The 14,931-nt window shown below is 61.4% G+C and carries 20 protein-coding genes and 1 other RNA gene; 11 read left to right on the top strand and 10 right to left on the bottom strand.

Going from position 1 to position 14,931, the window contains the following annotated elements; all coding sequences use genetic code 11:
* Positions 1-294 (top strand): zinc-binding dehydrogenase (locus tag ACK4TM_RS09235; protein WP_409700099.1); only part of this gene is annotated, 294 nt, incomplete at its 5' end.
* Here the strand turns inward: ACK4TM_RS09235 and ACK4TM_RS09230 are convergent.
* Entirely contained in the window at positions 281-1,156 is an 876-nt protein-coding gene (locus ACK4TM_RS09230) for a LysR family transcriptional regulator (protein ID WP_409700096.1), read from the bottom strand. The two genes, ACK4TM_RS09235 and ACK4TM_RS09230, sit on opposite strands and share 14 nt — an antisense overlap.
* 114 nt (positions 1,157-1,270) lie before the next feature.
* Here ACK4TM_RS09230 and ACK4TM_RS09225 point away from each other — a divergent pair, with 114 nt between their 5' ends.
* From ACK4TM_RS09225 to ACK4TM_RS09215, 3 genes are all read left to right on the top strand, one after another.
* Positions 1,271-1,480, top strand: coding sequence for a DUF1127 domain-containing protein (locus ACK4TM_RS09225; RefSeq protein ID WP_409700093.1), 210 nt, complete (start codon positions 1,271-1,273; stop codon positions 1,478-1,480).
* A 151-nt stretch (positions 1,481-1,631) separates the two neighbouring features.
* Positions 1,632-2,369, top strand: coding sequence for a Bax inhibitor-1 family protein (locus tag ACK4TM_RS09220; protein WP_409700090.1), 738 nt, complete (start codon positions 1,632-1,634; stop codon positions 2,367-2,369).
* A gap of 87 nt (positions 2,370-2,456) precedes the next feature.
* A complete protein-coding gene (locus ACK4TM_RS09215; protein ID WP_409700087.1) occupies positions 2,457-2,921 on the top strand; it encodes a cupin domain-containing protein in 465 nt (154 codons plus the stop codon).
* Positions 2,922-2,982: 61 nt separating this feature from the next.
* Here ACK4TM_RS09215 and rpmG read toward each other — a convergent pair whose 3' ends face one another.
* The 8 genes from rpmG to ACK4TM_RS09175 form a co-directional block, all read right to left on the bottom strand.
* Positions 2,983-3,150 (bottom strand): 50S ribosomal protein L33, encoded by a 168-nt coding sequence (gene rpmG / locus ACK4TM_RS09210; RefSeq protein ID WP_007204264.1) that lies wholly within the window; start codon positions 3,148-3,150, stop codon positions 2,983-2,985.
* A 157-nt stretch (positions 3,151-3,307) separates the two neighbouring features.
* On the bottom strand, positions 3,308-3,958 hold the full coding sequence (locus tag ACK4TM_RS09205; RefSeq protein WP_409700083.1) for a pyridoxamine 5'-phosphate oxidase family protein: 651 nt from the start codon (positions 3,956-3,958) through the stop codon (positions 3,308-3,310).
* Positions 3,959-4,046: 88 nt separating this feature from the next.
* Positions 4,047-4,445: RNase P RNA component class A (gene rnpB / locus ACK4TM_RS09200), an RNA gene on the bottom strand.
* Between the two features lie 11 nt (positions 4,446-4,456).
* The gene (locus ACK4TM_RS09195) at positions 4,457-5,074 is read right to left on the bottom strand and encodes an N-acetylmuramoyl-L-alanine amidase (RefSeq protein ID WP_409700080.1); all 618 of its coding nucleotides are present in this window, start codon (positions 5,072-5,074) and stop codon (positions 4,457-4,459) included.
* Between the two features lie 59 nt (positions 5,075-5,133).
* Positions 5,134-5,829, bottom strand: coding sequence for a hypothetical protein (locus ACK4TM_RS09190; protein WP_409700076.1), 696 nt, complete (start codon positions 5,827-5,829; stop codon positions 5,134-5,136).
* Between the two features lie 40 nt (positions 5,830-5,869).
* The gene (gatA, locus tag ACK4TM_RS09185; protein ID WP_409700073.1) at positions 5,870-7,351 is read right to left on the bottom strand and encodes an Asp-tRNA(Asn)/Glu-tRNA(Gln) amidotransferase subunit GatA; all 1,482 of its coding nucleotides are present in this window, start codon (positions 7,349-7,351) and stop codon (positions 5,870-5,872) included.
* A complete protein-coding gene (gene gatC, locus ACK4TM_RS09180; RefSeq protein WP_409700071.1) occupies positions 7,351-7,638 on the bottom strand; it encodes an Asp-tRNA(Asn)/Glu-tRNA(Gln) amidotransferase subunit GatC in 288 nt (95 codons plus the stop codon). Before gatC ends, gatA begins: the two co-directional genes overlap by 1 nt.
* 32 nt (positions 7,639-7,670) lie before the next feature.
* Positions 7,671-8,324, bottom strand: a complete 654-nt coding sequence (locus ACK4TM_RS09175; protein ID WP_409700068.1) for a ceramidase domain-containing protein — start codon at positions 8,322-8,324, stop codon at positions 7,671-7,673.
* 53 nt (positions 8,325-8,377) lie between these two features.
* On the opposite strand from ACK4TM_RS09175, the gene ACK4TM_RS09170 reads away from it, so the two are divergent.
* Positions 8,378-9,073: a metal-dependent hydrolase gene (locus ACK4TM_RS09170; RefSeq protein ID WP_409700065.1), complete on the top strand. Its 696-nt coding sequence runs from the start codon at positions 8,378-8,380 to the stop codon at positions 9,071-9,073.
* On the opposite strand, the gene ACK4TM_RS09165 is transcribed toward ACK4TM_RS09170, so the two are convergent.
* Positions 9,070-9,516, bottom strand: a complete 447-nt coding sequence (locus ACK4TM_RS09165; RefSeq protein WP_409700062.1) for a nucleoside deaminase — start codon at positions 9,514-9,516, stop codon at positions 9,070-9,072. The genes ACK4TM_RS09170 and ACK4TM_RS09165 overlap by 4 nt on opposite strands.
* A 66-nt stretch (positions 9,517-9,582) precedes the next feature.
* Here ACK4TM_RS09165 and ACK4TM_RS09160 point away from each other — a divergent pair, with 66 nt between their 5' ends.
* The 6 genes from ACK4TM_RS09160 (at position 9,583) to ACK4TM_RS09135 (ending at position 14,886) form a co-directional block, all read left to right on the top strand.
* Positions 9,583-10,407 carry a pseudouridine synthase gene (locus ACK4TM_RS09160; protein ID WP_409700059.1) on the top strand — a complete coding sequence of 275 codons (825 nt, stop codon included), beginning with the start codon at positions 9,583-9,585 and terminating at the stop codon, positions 10,405-10,407.
* A gap of 89 nt (positions 10,408-10,496) precedes the next feature.
* Complete coding sequence (locus ACK4TM_RS09155) at positions 10,497-10,700, top strand: hypothetical protein (RefSeq protein WP_409700056.1); 204 nt, start codon at positions 10,497-10,499, stop codon at positions 10,698-10,700.
* A complete protein-coding gene (locus tag ACK4TM_RS09150) occupies positions 10,700-11,593 on the top strand; it encodes a 5-bromo-4-chloroindolyl phosphate hydrolysis family protein (protein ID WP_409700053.1) in 894 nt (297 codons plus the stop codon). Before ACK4TM_RS09155 ends, ACK4TM_RS09150 begins: the two co-directional genes overlap by 1 nt.
* Positions 11,593-12,786, top strand: a complete 1,194-nt coding sequence (locus ACK4TM_RS09145; RefSeq protein WP_409700050.1) for a toxic anion resistance protein — start codon at positions 11,593-11,595, stop codon at positions 12,784-12,786. Before ACK4TM_RS09150 ends, ACK4TM_RS09145 begins: the two co-directional genes overlap by 1 nt.
* Positions 12,787-12,796: 10 nt before the next feature.
* The gene (locus ACK4TM_RS09140; protein WP_409700105.1) at positions 12,797-13,756 is read left to right on the top strand and encodes a DUF2927 domain-containing protein; all 960 of its coding nucleotides are present in this window, start codon (positions 12,797-12,799) and stop codon (positions 13,754-13,756) included.
* A gap of 26 nt (positions 13,757-13,782) precedes the next feature.
* Entirely contained in the window at positions 13,783-14,886 is a 1,104-nt protein-coding gene (locus ACK4TM_RS09135) for an SPFH domain-containing protein (RefSeq protein ID WP_409700047.1), read from the top strand.
* Positions 14,887-14,931: the final 45 nt, after the last annotated feature.

Genomic DNA, 14,931 nt, shown 5'->3' with positions numbered 1-14,931 from the left:
TGCAAGCCAGAGGCGCGGGTGATCGTGATCGGCTTTGCCAGTGGTGATATCCCGCAGGTGCCCGCGAATATCCTGCTGGTCAAAAATATCGACGTGATCGGTTTCTACTGGGGCGGGTATCTGAAATTCCGGCCTGAAGTCTTATCCGACAGTCTGGCTGAATTACTGGGCTGGCTGGCGGAAGGGCGGCTGCGCCCCCATATCAGCCATGTCCTGCCGCTGGCCCGCGCGGATGAAGCGTTGGACCTGATGCGCAGCCGTGCGTCGACCGGCAAGGTGGTTATTGTGCCATGACCGGCGTGCTTTGCGTATAGAACCCGTCGCGGATGAACCCCGCCAGATCGGCGATCACCGGGCTGCCGTCCAGATCGGCATGATAAAGATTGACATTGAAGGCGCGCAATTCCGGCAATGCCCCGCCGTGGTGGATACGTTCGAAATGGCGCGGCTCTGCCCCGGCCAGCATCGTATGGACCGCCAGATCGGCGCTGACGGATGCTTCGATCGTGCGGCTTGAATGGCTTTCAACGGCCATTTCCCAGGGGATGCCCGCCTCGTCCAGCCGCCGCTGCACGAATTTGCGGAAAATGCAGCGATGCTCGAACGCCAGCCGCAAGGGGCGCTGTTTCCAGACCTGCCCGCCCGGTGCGCCAAGCCAGACAAGCGGAATAGCGGCGAGCGTTTCACCGCCCTGCCCCACGCTGTCCTCGGTGGTCAGGATCATGTCCAGCGCGCCGCGCCGGAATTCATCCAGCAACTGGCTGGTGAATGACGACGACAATTGCACGCGCATCCGCGGATAGGCGGCGGCAAAGCGGCGCAGCACCTCGGGGATGACCGGATAGATGATGTCATGCGGCACGCCCAGCGTGACCTCGCCCTCATAGGCGACGGATGTCAGTTTGCCGTAGATTTCATCGTTCAGGATCAGCATCCGCCGCGCATAGGACAGCAGATGTTCCCCCTGCGACGTCAGCGCGATGGTGCGCGACGACCGGTCCAGCAATTGCGCGTCCAGCGATTCCTCAAGACGTTTCAGCTGCATCGACACGGCTGATTGGGTCAGGTGCAACAGCCCCGCCGCCTTGGTCACGCCGCCGGTATCGGCCACCGCCACAAAGGACCGCAAGGCGGTCAGGTCCAGATTTCGCGCCATATCAATATTCCTGATGTTTCATTCATCAAACATTCATTTTCATAATGTATTGCCGCAGCGTAAACATCAAGCATCAAGATACGAAAGACGCAACACATCACGAAAGTCGATACAATGACCAGTACAACACATGCCTGCGCCCTGCCCGCCACACGTCCATCGCTTTGGCGGCGGGTCATGCAGATGATCGGTCTGGCCCGGCAACGCCGCGACCTGCGCGATCTGGACCCGCATCTGCTGGACGATATCGGTATCACCCGGCAGGATGCCCTGCGCGAGGCGGAGAAACCGCTTTGGGACGTGCCGCGTCATTGGCGCATGTAACGCGCAGATAACAGCCGTGCGACATTCCGGCGCAAAGACATCGGAAATAACCCGGAAAGGCCCATAAAGCCTTGAATCTTCGGGTCAGCCTGCCAATATACACCCCAAGGATGCCGAATGGTGGCGCCACTGTCTATAACTGGAGGAAAACATGGCTCAATACGAGACAATTCGCACGGCCGGTGGGGTCCGCACGGCCAATATCGACGCAGGTTTGCGTGCCCACATGAACAAGGTCTACGGCACGATGTCCGTGGGCATGCTGATCACCTTCGCCGTCGCATGGGCCGTTGGCACAGCGCCCGGCCTGCTGGCAATCTTCCGTGATCCGATCACATTGCAACCCAATATTCTGGGCTGGATCGTGATGTTCGCGCCGCTGGCAATGATCTTTGGCTTCGGTGCAATGATCAACCGGTTCTCGGCGGCTGCGGCGCAGACCTTCTTTTATGCCTTCGCGGCGGTGATGGGTCTGTCGATCTCGTGGATCTTCGTTGCTTTCACCGGCATGTCGATCGCGCAGATCTTCCTGATCACCTCGATCGCCTTCGCGGGCCTCAGCCTGTACGGCTACACCACCAAGAAAGACCTGTCCGCCTGGGGCACATTCCTGATGATGGGCCTGATCGGCATCATCGTCGCGATGATCGTGAACATCTTTCTGCAATCGCCGGCGATCATGTTCGCCATCTCGATCCTGGGTGTGCTGATCTTTGCGGGCCTGACCGCCTATGACACGCAGCGTATCAAGTCTGACTACATCGCACATGCCGCGCAGGGTGACAGCGAATGGCTGGGCAAATCGGCAATCATGGGCGCGTTGAGCCTGTACCTGAACTTTATCAACATGTTCATGTTCCTGCTGCAATTGTTCGGCAGCCGCGACTAAGTTCGGCCTGACCGATAGAAATACAGGGGCTGGTGGCAACACCGGCCCCTTTTTCGTTCCCGATAGCGCGACAAGGAAAGCGCCATCATGCCGGTGATCAAGGCAGAAGACGCGAAACCGGATCAGCCAGCGATCCCCCACCCCGTGCTGGGCAAGTTCACCGCGCGGCTGTTCAGCGACACCGGCGGGCTGACGCAATTCGGCGCGTTCACCGAAACGCTGCCGCCAGGATCGATGTCATCCATTTGCCACTGGCATCTGCACGAGGATGAGATGATCTATATGCTGTCGGGCGAGGTGATCGTGCATGAAGGCCCCGATCAGACGCCGCTGCGGCCCGGCGATGCCGCCTGTTTCAAGGCGGGTGTGCCGGTGGGACATTATCTGGAAAACAGGTCCTCCGCGGATGCCACCTATCTGGTCGTCGGCACAAGGGCCGCGCGGGATCAGGTCATCTATCCCGATCATGACCGGGTGCTGCATCTGGACCGGACCGATGGCACAAGGCGCTACACCACACTGGCTGGCGATCCGGCAACGACACCTTATTGAACGCAAAAGACCGCGCTGGTGCGCGGCCTTTTCACTGTCCCGAAACGGGTCACAAGATTGCTTACTTGATCTTGCCTTCTTTGTATTCGACATGCTTGCGCACGACGGGATCATATTTTTTGATCGCCATCTTTTCGGTCATCGTGCGTGCGTTTTTCTTTGTCACGTAGAAATGCCCGGTCCCCGCGGTGGAGTTCAGGCGGATTTTGATCGTGGTTGGCTTCGCCATGTTTCACTTCTCCGGCTTCGCGGGGCTGGGCCCACGGTGATATCGTTGAAGCTGCCTTTTACCGTGAAGCGGCACCGAGTCAACCGCAAACGGGGATTTGTTATGGCGGAAGTTGCAGGACGCCGCATGGCGCAGGCATTCCCCCGCCCAAGGGCCATCAATACATCGAATCCTTATAGGCCTTTTCCAGATCCTGATCCATTTTACGCGTATCGACGTCAGGGTCCGGCGCGCTGCCGATCTGGTCGTGAATGATCTGCATCAGCGATGGCATCTCTGCACGGTCCTGCAGCGTTGCGGGGTCCCACAGGCGGGACCGGCGGAACGCCTTGGCGCAATGCAGGAACACCTCTTGCACGCGCAGGACGATGGCCAGCCGGGGCGCGCGGTCATGCATTGCCATGCAGGCCAGCAAATCGGGATCGGTGACCAGACTGGCCTGCCCGTTCACGCGCAATGTGTCGTCGAACCCCGGAATCATGAACAACACCCCGACATTGGGGTTGGCGATGATGTTGGACAAGGTATCGAGCCGGTTATTCCCCGGCCGGTCCGGGATCGCCAGCGTGTGATCATCCAGCACCGCGACGAAACCGGCGGGGTCGCCACGCGGGCTGACATCGGCGGTGCCATCAGCGCCTTGAGTGCCGACGCATAAAAATGGGGCGCGCGCGATGAAATCCCGCGCGTGGCGGTCAAGATGATCAAGGCATTTCAGCTTTGCCAGCGTATGAACCGGCGGAAACAGCGCGCGCAGCGCGTCTTCATCCGCGATGACATGTTGGGATTTTGCGTGATATGTGCCCATGGTCCGGCCCTTGCTGATTGCTTCATTCGCCGCGACACTAGGAAAGACGCGCGCCCGGCACAATCCATAGTGGGGCGAAACAGGTCATTTGCACGGATGGCCTGTAAGCCGGATTCTGTCCCCCGGGTTGCCCCGGATGGATGACCATTCATCTGGAGCGCCTGTTGCCAGACGCCCTCTAGCTGCCAACCCGGACCGCTCGGGTTCAAGCCTCCCTGCGGTTGATATCCCTTGGGATCAACACCGCACGCGGTCCCTATTTGGCATTGCTCCCGGTGGGGCTTGCCTTGCCGCTCTGGTTGCCCATCGCGCGGTGGGCTCTTACCCCACCGTTTCACCTTTTCCCCCGTATAGAGGGTAGTCTGTTCTCTGTGGCGCTTTCCCTGGGGTTGCCCCCGCCGGGCATTACCCGGCACCGTGCTTTGTGGAGTCCGGACTTTCCTCGACCCCGGATCAAGTCCGGGACCGCAGCCATCCAGCCATCCGCGCAAGCGCCAGTTAGTCAGCGCTGCCGCCCGCGTCAACGGGGAAACGGCGGGCGAGGTCAGTGATCAGCCCTGCATCGGTGGCATCAAGCGGCCCCCGCGCCCAAGGCCGGAACCGGCTGCGGAAAACATTCAGCAGCAGATTGGGGTCATCGGTGGCGGTATAGCCAAAGGCGCGCATCATGGGGGCAAAGTCATCCAGCTCTGCCTGCCGCGCCTCGGGCCAGACCGACAGGCCCATCAGCGCCAGCCTGCGCCAGTCAAAACGCGGGCCGGGATCGATCTTGCGCCCCGGTGCCATGTCGGAATGGCCGATGACGCGTGCCGGGTGGATCGACCAACGGTCCATGATCCCGCCCAACAGCGTGCAGAGCGTATCCATCAAAGGCGCAGCAAAGGGGGTCGCGCCCGTATTCGCCAGCTCGATCCCGATGGAATGGCTGTTCACATCCATCACCGCCCCCCAACGCCCGGCACCTGCATGCCAGGCGCGCGACTCTTCAGGGACGAGCGCCGTGACGCTGCCATCCTCGGCGATCACATAATGGGCGGACACCTGTCTGTCAGGGTTGCAAAGCGCGTCACAGGCAGCGGCAGCCGACGCCATCGCGGTATAGTGGATCACCACCATATTGGGGCGCGCGCCATTCCGGCGCGGCCCGCAATTGGGGGAGGGCAGTGTCGTCAGTCTCAGTTGCGCACGGCCCGCTGGAACGGGGCCGGGTCCCAGCCACAGGCAAAGCCGTCACCATCGGGATCAAGGCCCAGACGGTCACGTTCCGGCCCGCCGCGCGCCAGAAAATCGCGCTGCGCGTCATCGGCAGTGGCATAGGCGGCGCAATTGCGCTGGAACCGGGACTGACCGGACAGCATGGACCGGCTGTACCACGCCTGCCCTTTGACGTTGGGCGCGTTCAGCGCATATTCCACGATATTCGGGCCGGTCGCTACAGGACGGTCGGGCAAGGGCTGCGGCGCCACCTGCTGTTGCGCGGCGATCTGGGCCTGACGGCGCTGCGCGTCGCTTTCGATCGTTTCGCGCCCGGCGACGGCGTCAAAGCTTTGTTCGTCGGAAATGCCCGTATTGCTGCCCGTCGGCGCGGGCGGGGGAGTGCCGATCATGCCGCCGCCTGCGCCACCGATACCGGTGCCGCCGATCCCTGCCGCCGAAAGTTCGCTTGCGGAAATCGCGCCGCCGGTGGGCATGGTCTGCACCGGCGCGGGCGGGGTGAATGCGCCTGACGGACCTGACAAGGCAGCCTCGCGCCGGGCGCGTTCCATCTCGAACGACCGGTCATCGAATCCCACGCCGCGCTGGCGATAGTCAGTATCGGTGCAGGCCGCCAGAAGAAGCGCACCCACCAGCAGAATCGGTCCATTTTTCATTCGCAGCATATCCATCTGACTGACATAGATTCCAAAGAAACTACCACCACTTCGCAGGTTTGGCTATAAAGCCAGCCGCGTTTTCAAGGCAATAGGCGACATTGAGCAATTCCGCCTCTTCCCAGGGTCTGCCAATCAGTTGCAGCCCCAATGGCAGTCCCTGCGCATCGCGTCCGGTGGGCACGGCGATGCCGGGCAAACCGGCAAGGTTGACGGTGACTGTAAACACATCGTTAAGATACATCTTGATCGGGTCGGCATCGGCCATTTCCCCGATGCCGAACGCGGCAGAGGGGGTGGCAGGTGTCAGGATCGCATCGACACCGGCGGCAAAGGCATCGTCGAAATCGCGCTTGATCAGTGTCCGCACCTTGCGCGCGCGGTTGTAATAGGCGTCGTAGAAGCCCGCCGACAGCACATAGGTCCCCACCATGACGCGGCGCTGCACCTCTGCCCCGAAGCCTTCGGCGCGGGTGTTTTCGTACATCTGCGTGATGCCGTCGCCTGCATTCAGCTTTGCGCGGTGCCCGAAACGCACGCCGTCATAACGGGCAAGGTTGGACGATGCCTCGGCTGGGGCGATCACATAATATGCGGGCAGCGCGTATTTCGTGTGCGGCAGGCTGATATCCACGATCTTGGCGCCTGCGTCTTTCAGCATGGCAGTGCCATCATCCCACAGCTTCGCAATCTCGGCAGGCATCCCGTCAAGGCGGTATTCGCGCGGAATCCCGATGGTCTTGCCTTTGATATCGCCGGTCAGGGCCGCCTCGAAATCCGGCACGGCGAGATCGGCGCTCGTGCTGTCCTTGGGGTCATGGCCGCACATCGCCTGCAACATGATCGCCGCATCGCGCACGTCCTTGGTCATCGGCCCCGCCTGATCGAGAGAAGAGGCGAACGCGACGATCCCCCAGCGCGACACGCGCCCATAGGTGGGCTTCAGCCCGGTGATGCCGGTAAAGGCGGCAGGCTGTCGGATCGATCCGCCGGTATCGGTGCCGGTCGCGGCAAGGCAAAGGTCGGCGGCCACGGCACTGGCTGATCCGCCGGATGATCCGCCCGGCGTCAGGGCGCGATCATCGACCTTCCAGGGGTTGATCGCATTACCATAGACAGAGGTTTCGTTGGACGACCCCATGGCGAATTCGTCCATGTTCAGCTTGCCCAGCATCACGGCACCGGCGTCGAACAACTGGGTGGTAACGGTGGATTCATATTCCGGCTTGAACCCTTCCAGAATGCGCGACGCGGCCTGCGAAGGCACGCCTTTGGTGCAGAACAGATCCTTGATACCAAGCGGGATGCCGCACATCGCAGGTGCATCGCCTGCCTTGATCCGCACATCTGCGGCCTGCGCCTGCGCCAGCGCGATATCGGGGGTTTTATGCACGAAAGCACCCAAGGCGGCGGCGCTGTCGATCGCGGTCAGGCAGGCCTGCGTGATCTCTGTGCTGGTGGTGTCGCCCTTGCGCATGGCGTCACGGGCGGCGGCGATGGTCAGTTTGGTCAGATCGGACATTATTCAACCACCTTTGGCACGGCAAAAAATCCTTCACGCGCGTCGGGCGCATTCTTCAGGACGGCGGCCTGCTGGTTGCCGTCAGTCACGACATCGGCGCGGCGTTTGAGGCGTTGCGGGGTGACCGATGTCATCGGTTCGACGCCTGTCACGTCGACTTCGTTCAATTGTCCGATGAAACCGAGGATCGCGCTGAATTCAGAGGCGAGCGCGGGCAGCGCCTCCTCTGGCACCGCGATCCGGGCAAGTTTCGCCACGCGGCGGGCGGTTTCGGTATCAATCGACATGGGCGCTTCTCCGGTTCATCTGCGGTTTGCGTTTAGCGCCCCCGTGCGGCACCCGCAAGCATATGGCGGCAGTAAACAAGGATCATATAGCCCAACATCACCCCGTTCAGGATATGCCACAGGAAATGCGTGCCGAATGGCAGGACATTGCACAGCGTTTCATCCAGTGATCGTGCCGTGATGGAAACCGCAAGGATGGCGGCCCCTGTCAGAAATCCCCGCCTGATGCCGGGGATTTTGTTCAGCGCCAGCCCGTAGATCAGCAGCAGGATCGGAACGGTCCAATAGAACCCCGAGATATGAAAGAACGGCAGTATGTTCAGCAAAGGCACGGCAATAGCGGCAAAAGGGAAGAACAGCGCCGTTGCGCCAAGCGCCCCCCAGCGGCCCAGACCGATGATATCGCGATGCACGGCAAAAAGGTAAAGCAGGATGAACGCCCCGATAGGCACCACATCCATCAGCGCGGCCCAGGGCGTGGCAAAGGTGTGAAACAGGAAACTGCCCAGACCGATGGTAAACAGGATCGCGGTCAGGGCTTGCGCCAGTGGCAGGCCCTTGGTGCGCGGCCAGACCCAGATGGCGGCGATGATAAAAGCCAGATTGGTGATCGCATTGATCGGCTCGGACCAGAAACCGGCGTCGAGCCTTTCGCAATAGGCGTTTATGTGGCTATGCCAGTCCATCTTGCACCCTCGGTCCCAGACCCTATCTTGAAGTGAACATAAGAGAGAGCAAGATGAAAATCACCTGGCTAGGACATTCCGGTTTCAAGATCGCAATCGCCGATAAGGTGCTGTTGATCGACCCATGGATCGACGGCAACCCGGTGTTTCCCAAAGACCGGCGCGATGAGGCATTGCACGATGCCACCCATATCTTTCTGACCCATGGGCACGGGGATCATGCCGCAAACGCCCTGGACATCGCCAAAAGCCTGGGTATTCCGGTTTTCTGCATCCATGAACTGGCCACCATGTGGGAAGACCGCGACGGCGTGACCGTCAACGGTTTCGGCAAAGGCGGCACAATCGCGCTCGATGATGTCAAAGTGACGATGGTGAACGCCAGTCATTCATCCAGCGTGGATTTCGAAGGCGATACCCTGCGCTATGCCGGGGGCGAGGCGGGTTTGATGATCAGTGGCGAAGGGCATACGATCTATGCCAGCGGCGACACCGACATCATGGCCGATATGGACTGGATGGGTGATTATCACAAACCTGACATCGGCATCCTGTGTTGCGGCGGGCATTATACAATGGATATGGACCGTGCCGCCTATGCGGCAAAGCGGTACTTCAACTTCACGACAGTGATTCCGTGCCACTACAAAACGTTCCCGATCCTCGCGCAATCAGCGCAGCCGCTGGTCGATACGCTGCCCGGTGTGAATGTCCTGACACCGGACGTGATGGAAACGATCGAAATCTAGCGTTTCACGGCAAAGAAATCGCGCAGCAACGTTTCGGCCTCAGTGATGGCGATCCCGTCATAGATTTCTGGTCTGTGATGGCATTGCGGATGGCTGAAGATGCGCGGGCCCTGCGCCACGCCGCCGGATTTCGGGTCGGCGGCACCGTAGTAAAGCCGGGCGATGCGCGCATTGCTGATCGCGGCTGCGCACATCGGGCAGGGTTCGAGCGTGACATAGAGATCGCAGCCGGTCAGCCGTTCCTGCCCGAGCGCGGCACAGGCGGCGCGGATCACCAGCATTTCGGCATGGGCAGTGGGGTCGTGCAGTTCCCGCGTGCGGTTGCCGGCCTGTGCGATGATTTCACCTGCGCGCACGATCACAGCCCCGACCGGCACCTCGCCCCTTGCGGCGGCGGCGCGTGCCTCTGACAAAGCGATGTCCATATGCGAGCGAAAAACCATGCCTGCTAGATGCACCCTGCGCGCTATCTCTGGCAAGGGCGGATCAAAGGCGCTATGGCTGCGCGCATGAGCAATGAAACATCCCCCGGCGACCGGATCGCCAAAGTCCTGTCGCGCGCAGGTATCGCCAGCCGCCGCGATGCCGAACGCATGATCAATGAGGGCCGGGTCAGCGTGAACGGCAAGGTCATCACCAGCCCGGCGCTGAATGTGACCGCCGCCGACCGGATCGTCGTGGATGGCAAGGCCGTGCGCGACCCTGAACCGCCACGAATCTGGCTGTATCACAAACCCGCCGGATTGGTGACGACCGAGCGGGATGAGAAGGACCGCGCGACGGTCTTTGCCTCCCTGCCCGCGGATATGCCGCGGGTGATGTCGGTGGGCAGGCTCGATCTGAATTCCGAAGGTCTGTTGCTTTTGACCAATGACGGCGGCGTCAAGCGGCGGCTGGAACTGCCCAGCACCGGCTGGCTGCGCCGGTATCGCGTGCGGATCAACGGATCGGTCAGCGAGGCGCGGCTGGAACAATTGCGCGCGGGCATCACGGTGGATGGCATCCGCTATCAGCCGATGATCGTGACCTTCGACCGTCAGCAGGGTGCCAATGCCTGGCTGACCGTCAGCCTGCGCGAAGGCAAGAACCGCGAAATACGCCGCGCGATGGAGGCGATCGGCGTCACTGTGAACCGTCTGATCCGTGTCAGCTATGGCCCGTTCCAGCTCGGCAATCTGGAACAAGGCGCCGTGGAAGAGGTCAAGGGCCGCGTCGTGCGCGACCAATTGGGCCTGACTGACAAGGATCTGGGCAAGGATGCCGCCAAACCCGGCCCGACACGCGTGCGCCGCCCGGTGAACCGCCCGGTCGCAGGGAAAAAACGGCCCGGTTGAGCATTTCAGTCAGGGATTTGGTGCAAAACTCTCGCAAATGGTGGCGATGCCCCTTATCTGGGTAAGGACGAAGACCGGAGTATCCGCCCATGTTACGCATGATCCTGCTGCTGAGCTTTCTTGCCGTCCTTGCGGTGGGGGTTCTTGCCGTGATGGGGGCGTTGCGTGCCTTCACGGGCAGTGCCGCAGAAAAGGACCCTGACCCGATGCCTGCCCCCTTTCGACGGATTTCCTATATCGTGTTGGTCGTGCTGATGTTCGGTGTCACGACCGGATGGCTGGGGGCCTCCTGATGGCCCGCAAATTCGGTGGCAAATTCAGCCCCGGCGGGGCGGCGAACGATCCGCGCGATGCGGCGGTTGATCCGGTGCGGATCAAAAAAGCAGGGTCGCGCGGGGGCCTTTTGTATGTGCCACCTGTCATTCTGGTATTTACCTCGCTTGGCGCGGGACCTGCGACACTGGTCACTGCCCTTGCCGGAGCCGCGGTGCTGACGCTGGCAGTCTGGCTGTTGCAGGAGGGTTTGCGCGCCGAGGCCGCCTATGACGCGCGCAAGGTCGCGCGCCGCCCTGCCCTGCCGCGCAAGATGCTCGCATCGGCACTGACCGGCATCGGAATCGCGCTGGCGGCCTATACCGGGGACAGTGGCGTGGTGGAATCGGCGCTGTATGGTGTGGCGGCACTGGCGCTGCATGTGGCGGCCTTTGGCATCGATCCCTTGTCGGATAAAAAGATGGAAGGTCTGGACCGGTTCCAGCAGGACCGCGTCGCCCGCGTGGTGGATGAGGCAGAGGCGCATCTGACACGGATGACCACGGAAATTGCCAGCCTGAACGACCGCCGCCTGATCGAAAGGGTATCAGGGTTTCAACGCGTGGCGCGCAGGATGATCGCCACGGTGGAACAGGACCCCCGCGATCTGTCGGGTGTGCGGCGCTATCTGGGCGTTTATCTGATGGGTGCGCGCGACGCGACGACCAAGTTCGCCGAAATTTACCGCCGCACCAGCGACGCGCAGGCCCGCGCGAAATACGAGGCCTTGCTGGACGATCTAGAAGAAAACTTTGCCGCACGCACCGAAAAGATGCTGCTGGAAGATCGTTCTGATATGGATATCGAGATCAACGTGCTGCGCGACCGTTTGCAGCGCGAAGGTGTGAGTTTGAAAATGAAAAGGAACGACTGATGTCCGAAGCTACCCGTCAAAAAGCGACCGAGGCCTTGGCCGAGGTCGAGAAAGTCACCACCGTCATGCTGTCCGACCCGTCACGCGAACTGGTCCCGCTGGAATCCGCCGATGCGCCGACCAAGGCCGAAATCACCCGCCGCATGGCCGAGATCAACATCGGCGACACCAATTCGATCGTGTCCTTCGGGTCATCCGCGCAGACCGATCTGCAACAGATCAGCCAGAGCATGCTGGCCGGTGTGCGCAACAAGGATGTCGGCCCCGCCGGTGACAGCCTGCGCAATATGGTATCGACGATCCGGGGGTTTTCGGTGTCCGAACTGGATGTGCGCCGTGACCGTAGCTGGTGGGAAAAACTGCTGGGCCGTGCCGCACCCATCGCCCGGTTCACCGCGCGCTTCGAAGAGGTGCAGGGCCAGATCGACAATATCACCGATGATCTGCTCAAGCATGAACATGTGCTGCTCAAGGATATCGAAAGCCTTGATATGCTGTATGAAAAGACGCTCGAATTCTATCACGAGCTTGGGCTTTACATCGCGGCGGGCGAGGCCAAGATCGCCGATCTGGACGCCACCACAATCCCCGCGAAAGAGGCCGAGGTTGAAGCCGCGCCCGAGGATGCGGCGATGATGAAAGCGCAGGAATTGCGCGATATCCGCTCTGCCCGCGATGATCTGGAACGCCGGGTGCATGATCTCAAACTGACCCGTCAGGTGACGATGCAATCGCTGCCGTCGATCCGGCTGGTGCAGGAAAACGACAAATCGCTGGTGACCAAGATCAATTCGACGCTGGTGAACACCGTCCCACTTTGGGAAACGCAACTGGCGCAGGCGGTGACGATCCAACGCTCTGCCGAAGCGGCGCAGGCGGTACGATCTGCCACGGATCTGACCAATGAATTGCTGACCGCCAATGCGCAGAACCTGCGCGACGCAAACAAGGTGATCCGCACCGAAATGGAACGCGGTGTGTTCGATATCAACGCGGTCAAGGCGGCCAATGAGAACCTGATCGCCACGATCAACGAAAGCCTTGAAATCGCCGATGAAGGCAAACGCAAACGCGCCGAGGCCGAGGTCGAGATGCAAAAGATGGAAAGCGAACTGAAACAGACCCTCTCTGCGGCGCGGTCGCGCAAATCCGGCACCGGCGATGTGATCGGCACAGCGGCAGGCATCGAGTAGTTTGCAAAATCTGCGACAATCGCCGCTTTTCGCGGTGCTTGCCGTTGCGGCAGGCGTTCTGGCGGGGTGCGAACCGGCACCGCCGCCAGAAACATCTGTGGCACCGCCCGCCGCCCGCGCCGTGCCTGCGCCGCCTGACCTGCCTGTTGTGACCCAGCCCAGCGCGGCCAGCCGCGACATGGCGGCGTTTTATGCGCGTCTGCAGGCCCAGATGCTGACGCAAAACCTGTTGCGCAGTGACGGCGGCGGCGCGGATACACCCTTCACCGATACGATGCTGGCGCACAATTTCATGCAGATCGCACTGACAACGGAATATGCCGATAACAGCGATTTCCGTGTCCAGCAGGGCAGCCAGACGACGCTGCACCGCTGGGAACAGCCGATCCGCATGCAGGTCAGCTTCAGCGACAGCGTGCCCTTGGCGCAGCGCGATCAGGACCGCACCAGCGTTTCGGCCTTTGCCGCGCGGCTGGCGCGGTTGACCGGGGTGCCGATCCGGCAGACCGACCAAACCCCCAATTTCCACGTCCTGTTTCTGGATGAAGACGACCGGCGCGGTGCCGCATCCCGCCTGCGCGCTTTGGTGCCGGATATTTCCGAGGCGACCTTGCGTGGCATTGTCACCCTGCCCCGCGATCAGCTATGCCTTGTGGCAGCCGTGTTCGAACCCGGGCAATCCGCCTATGCGCAGGCGGTTGTGGTGATCCGCGCCGAACATCCCAGCCTGATCCGCGCCGCCTGCATCCACGAGGAACTGGCGCAGGGAATGGGCCTGCCCAATGACAGCGACGCCGCCCGCCCGTCGATCTTTAACGACAGCGAAGAATTCGCCTTGCTGACGCGGCATGATGAATTACTCTTGCGCATGCTTTATGATCCACGCTTGCAAACCGGCATGGACCCCGCCACCGCCGCCCCGATCGTGCGCCAGATCGCACGGGAACTGATGGCGTCGGGGCCCAGCTAAGTCACCATTTACAAGGGAGAAAGCCTATGTCTGTTTTCAACTTTCTGTCCGGCCAGTTCATTGACGTCATCCATTGGACCGACAACACACGCGACACGATGGTCTGGCGGTTCGAGCGGCATGGCCATGAGATCAAATATGGTGCCAAGCTGACGGTGCGCGAAGGGCAGGCCGCCGTCTTCGTGCATGAAGGGCAATTGGCGGATGTCTTCACCCCCGGCCTTTACATGCTGGAAACCAACAACATGCCGGTGATGACCAGTCTGCAGCACTGGGATCACGGGTTCAAAAGCCCGTTCAAATCGGAAGTCTATTTCGTCAACACCACCCGGTTTTCCAACCTCAAATGGGGCACCAAGAACCCGATCATGCTGCGCGATCCCGAGTTTGGTCCCACGCGCCTGCGCGCCTTCGGCACCTATACGGTGCGCGTTGCCGATCCGGCGGTGTTCCTGCGTGAAATCGTGGGCACCGATGGCGAATTCACCATGGATGAAATCAGCTATCAGATCCGCAACATCATCGTGCAGGAATTCAGCCGCGCGCTAGCGGCGTCCGGCATTCCCGCGCTCGACATGGCGGCCAATACCGCCGATCTGGGCAAGCTGGTGGCCGAAGCGATTGATCCGACTCTGAAAAACTATGGCCTGTCGCTGCCGGAACTTTACGTCGAAAACATCAGCCTGCCGCCTGCGGTGGAAAAGGCGCTGGATGCGCGCACCTCGCGCGGGATCGCGGGCAATCTGGACGAGCATCTGAAGTATAAGGCGGCAGAGGCGATGGCGGCCGAAGGGTCCGCCGCTGGTCAGGCGATGGGAATGGGCATGGGCGCCGGTCTCGGGATGCAGATGGGCAACACGATGGGGCCATGGGGGCCGGTCGCGCAACCGCAGGCTGCCGCCGCGCCACCACCACCTCCACCCGTCGAACATGTCTGGCATATCGCCGAAAACGGTCAGGTCAGCGGCCCCTTTTCCAAGGCGGCCATGGGCCGCAAGGTCAGCGACGGGACCCTGACCCGCGCCAGCATGGTCTGGACCCAAGGGCAGGATGGCTGGATGACCGCCGAGGATGTGACCGAACTTGCGCACCTCTTTACTGTGATGCCACCGCCGCCGCCCGGCAGCTGATAGGGCGGCCCTCAGCCGTTTTTCGTCATGCAATCCTTGCCTGAC

Source organism: Yoonia sp. (assembly GCF_046292185.1).
Classification (GTDB): domain Bacteria; phylum Pseudomonadota; class Alphaproteobacteria; order Rhodobacterales; family Rhodobacteraceae; genus Yoonia.
Note: the sequence above shows the minus strand (reverse complement) of the source record. Positions and strands in the feature narration are given on the sequence as shown.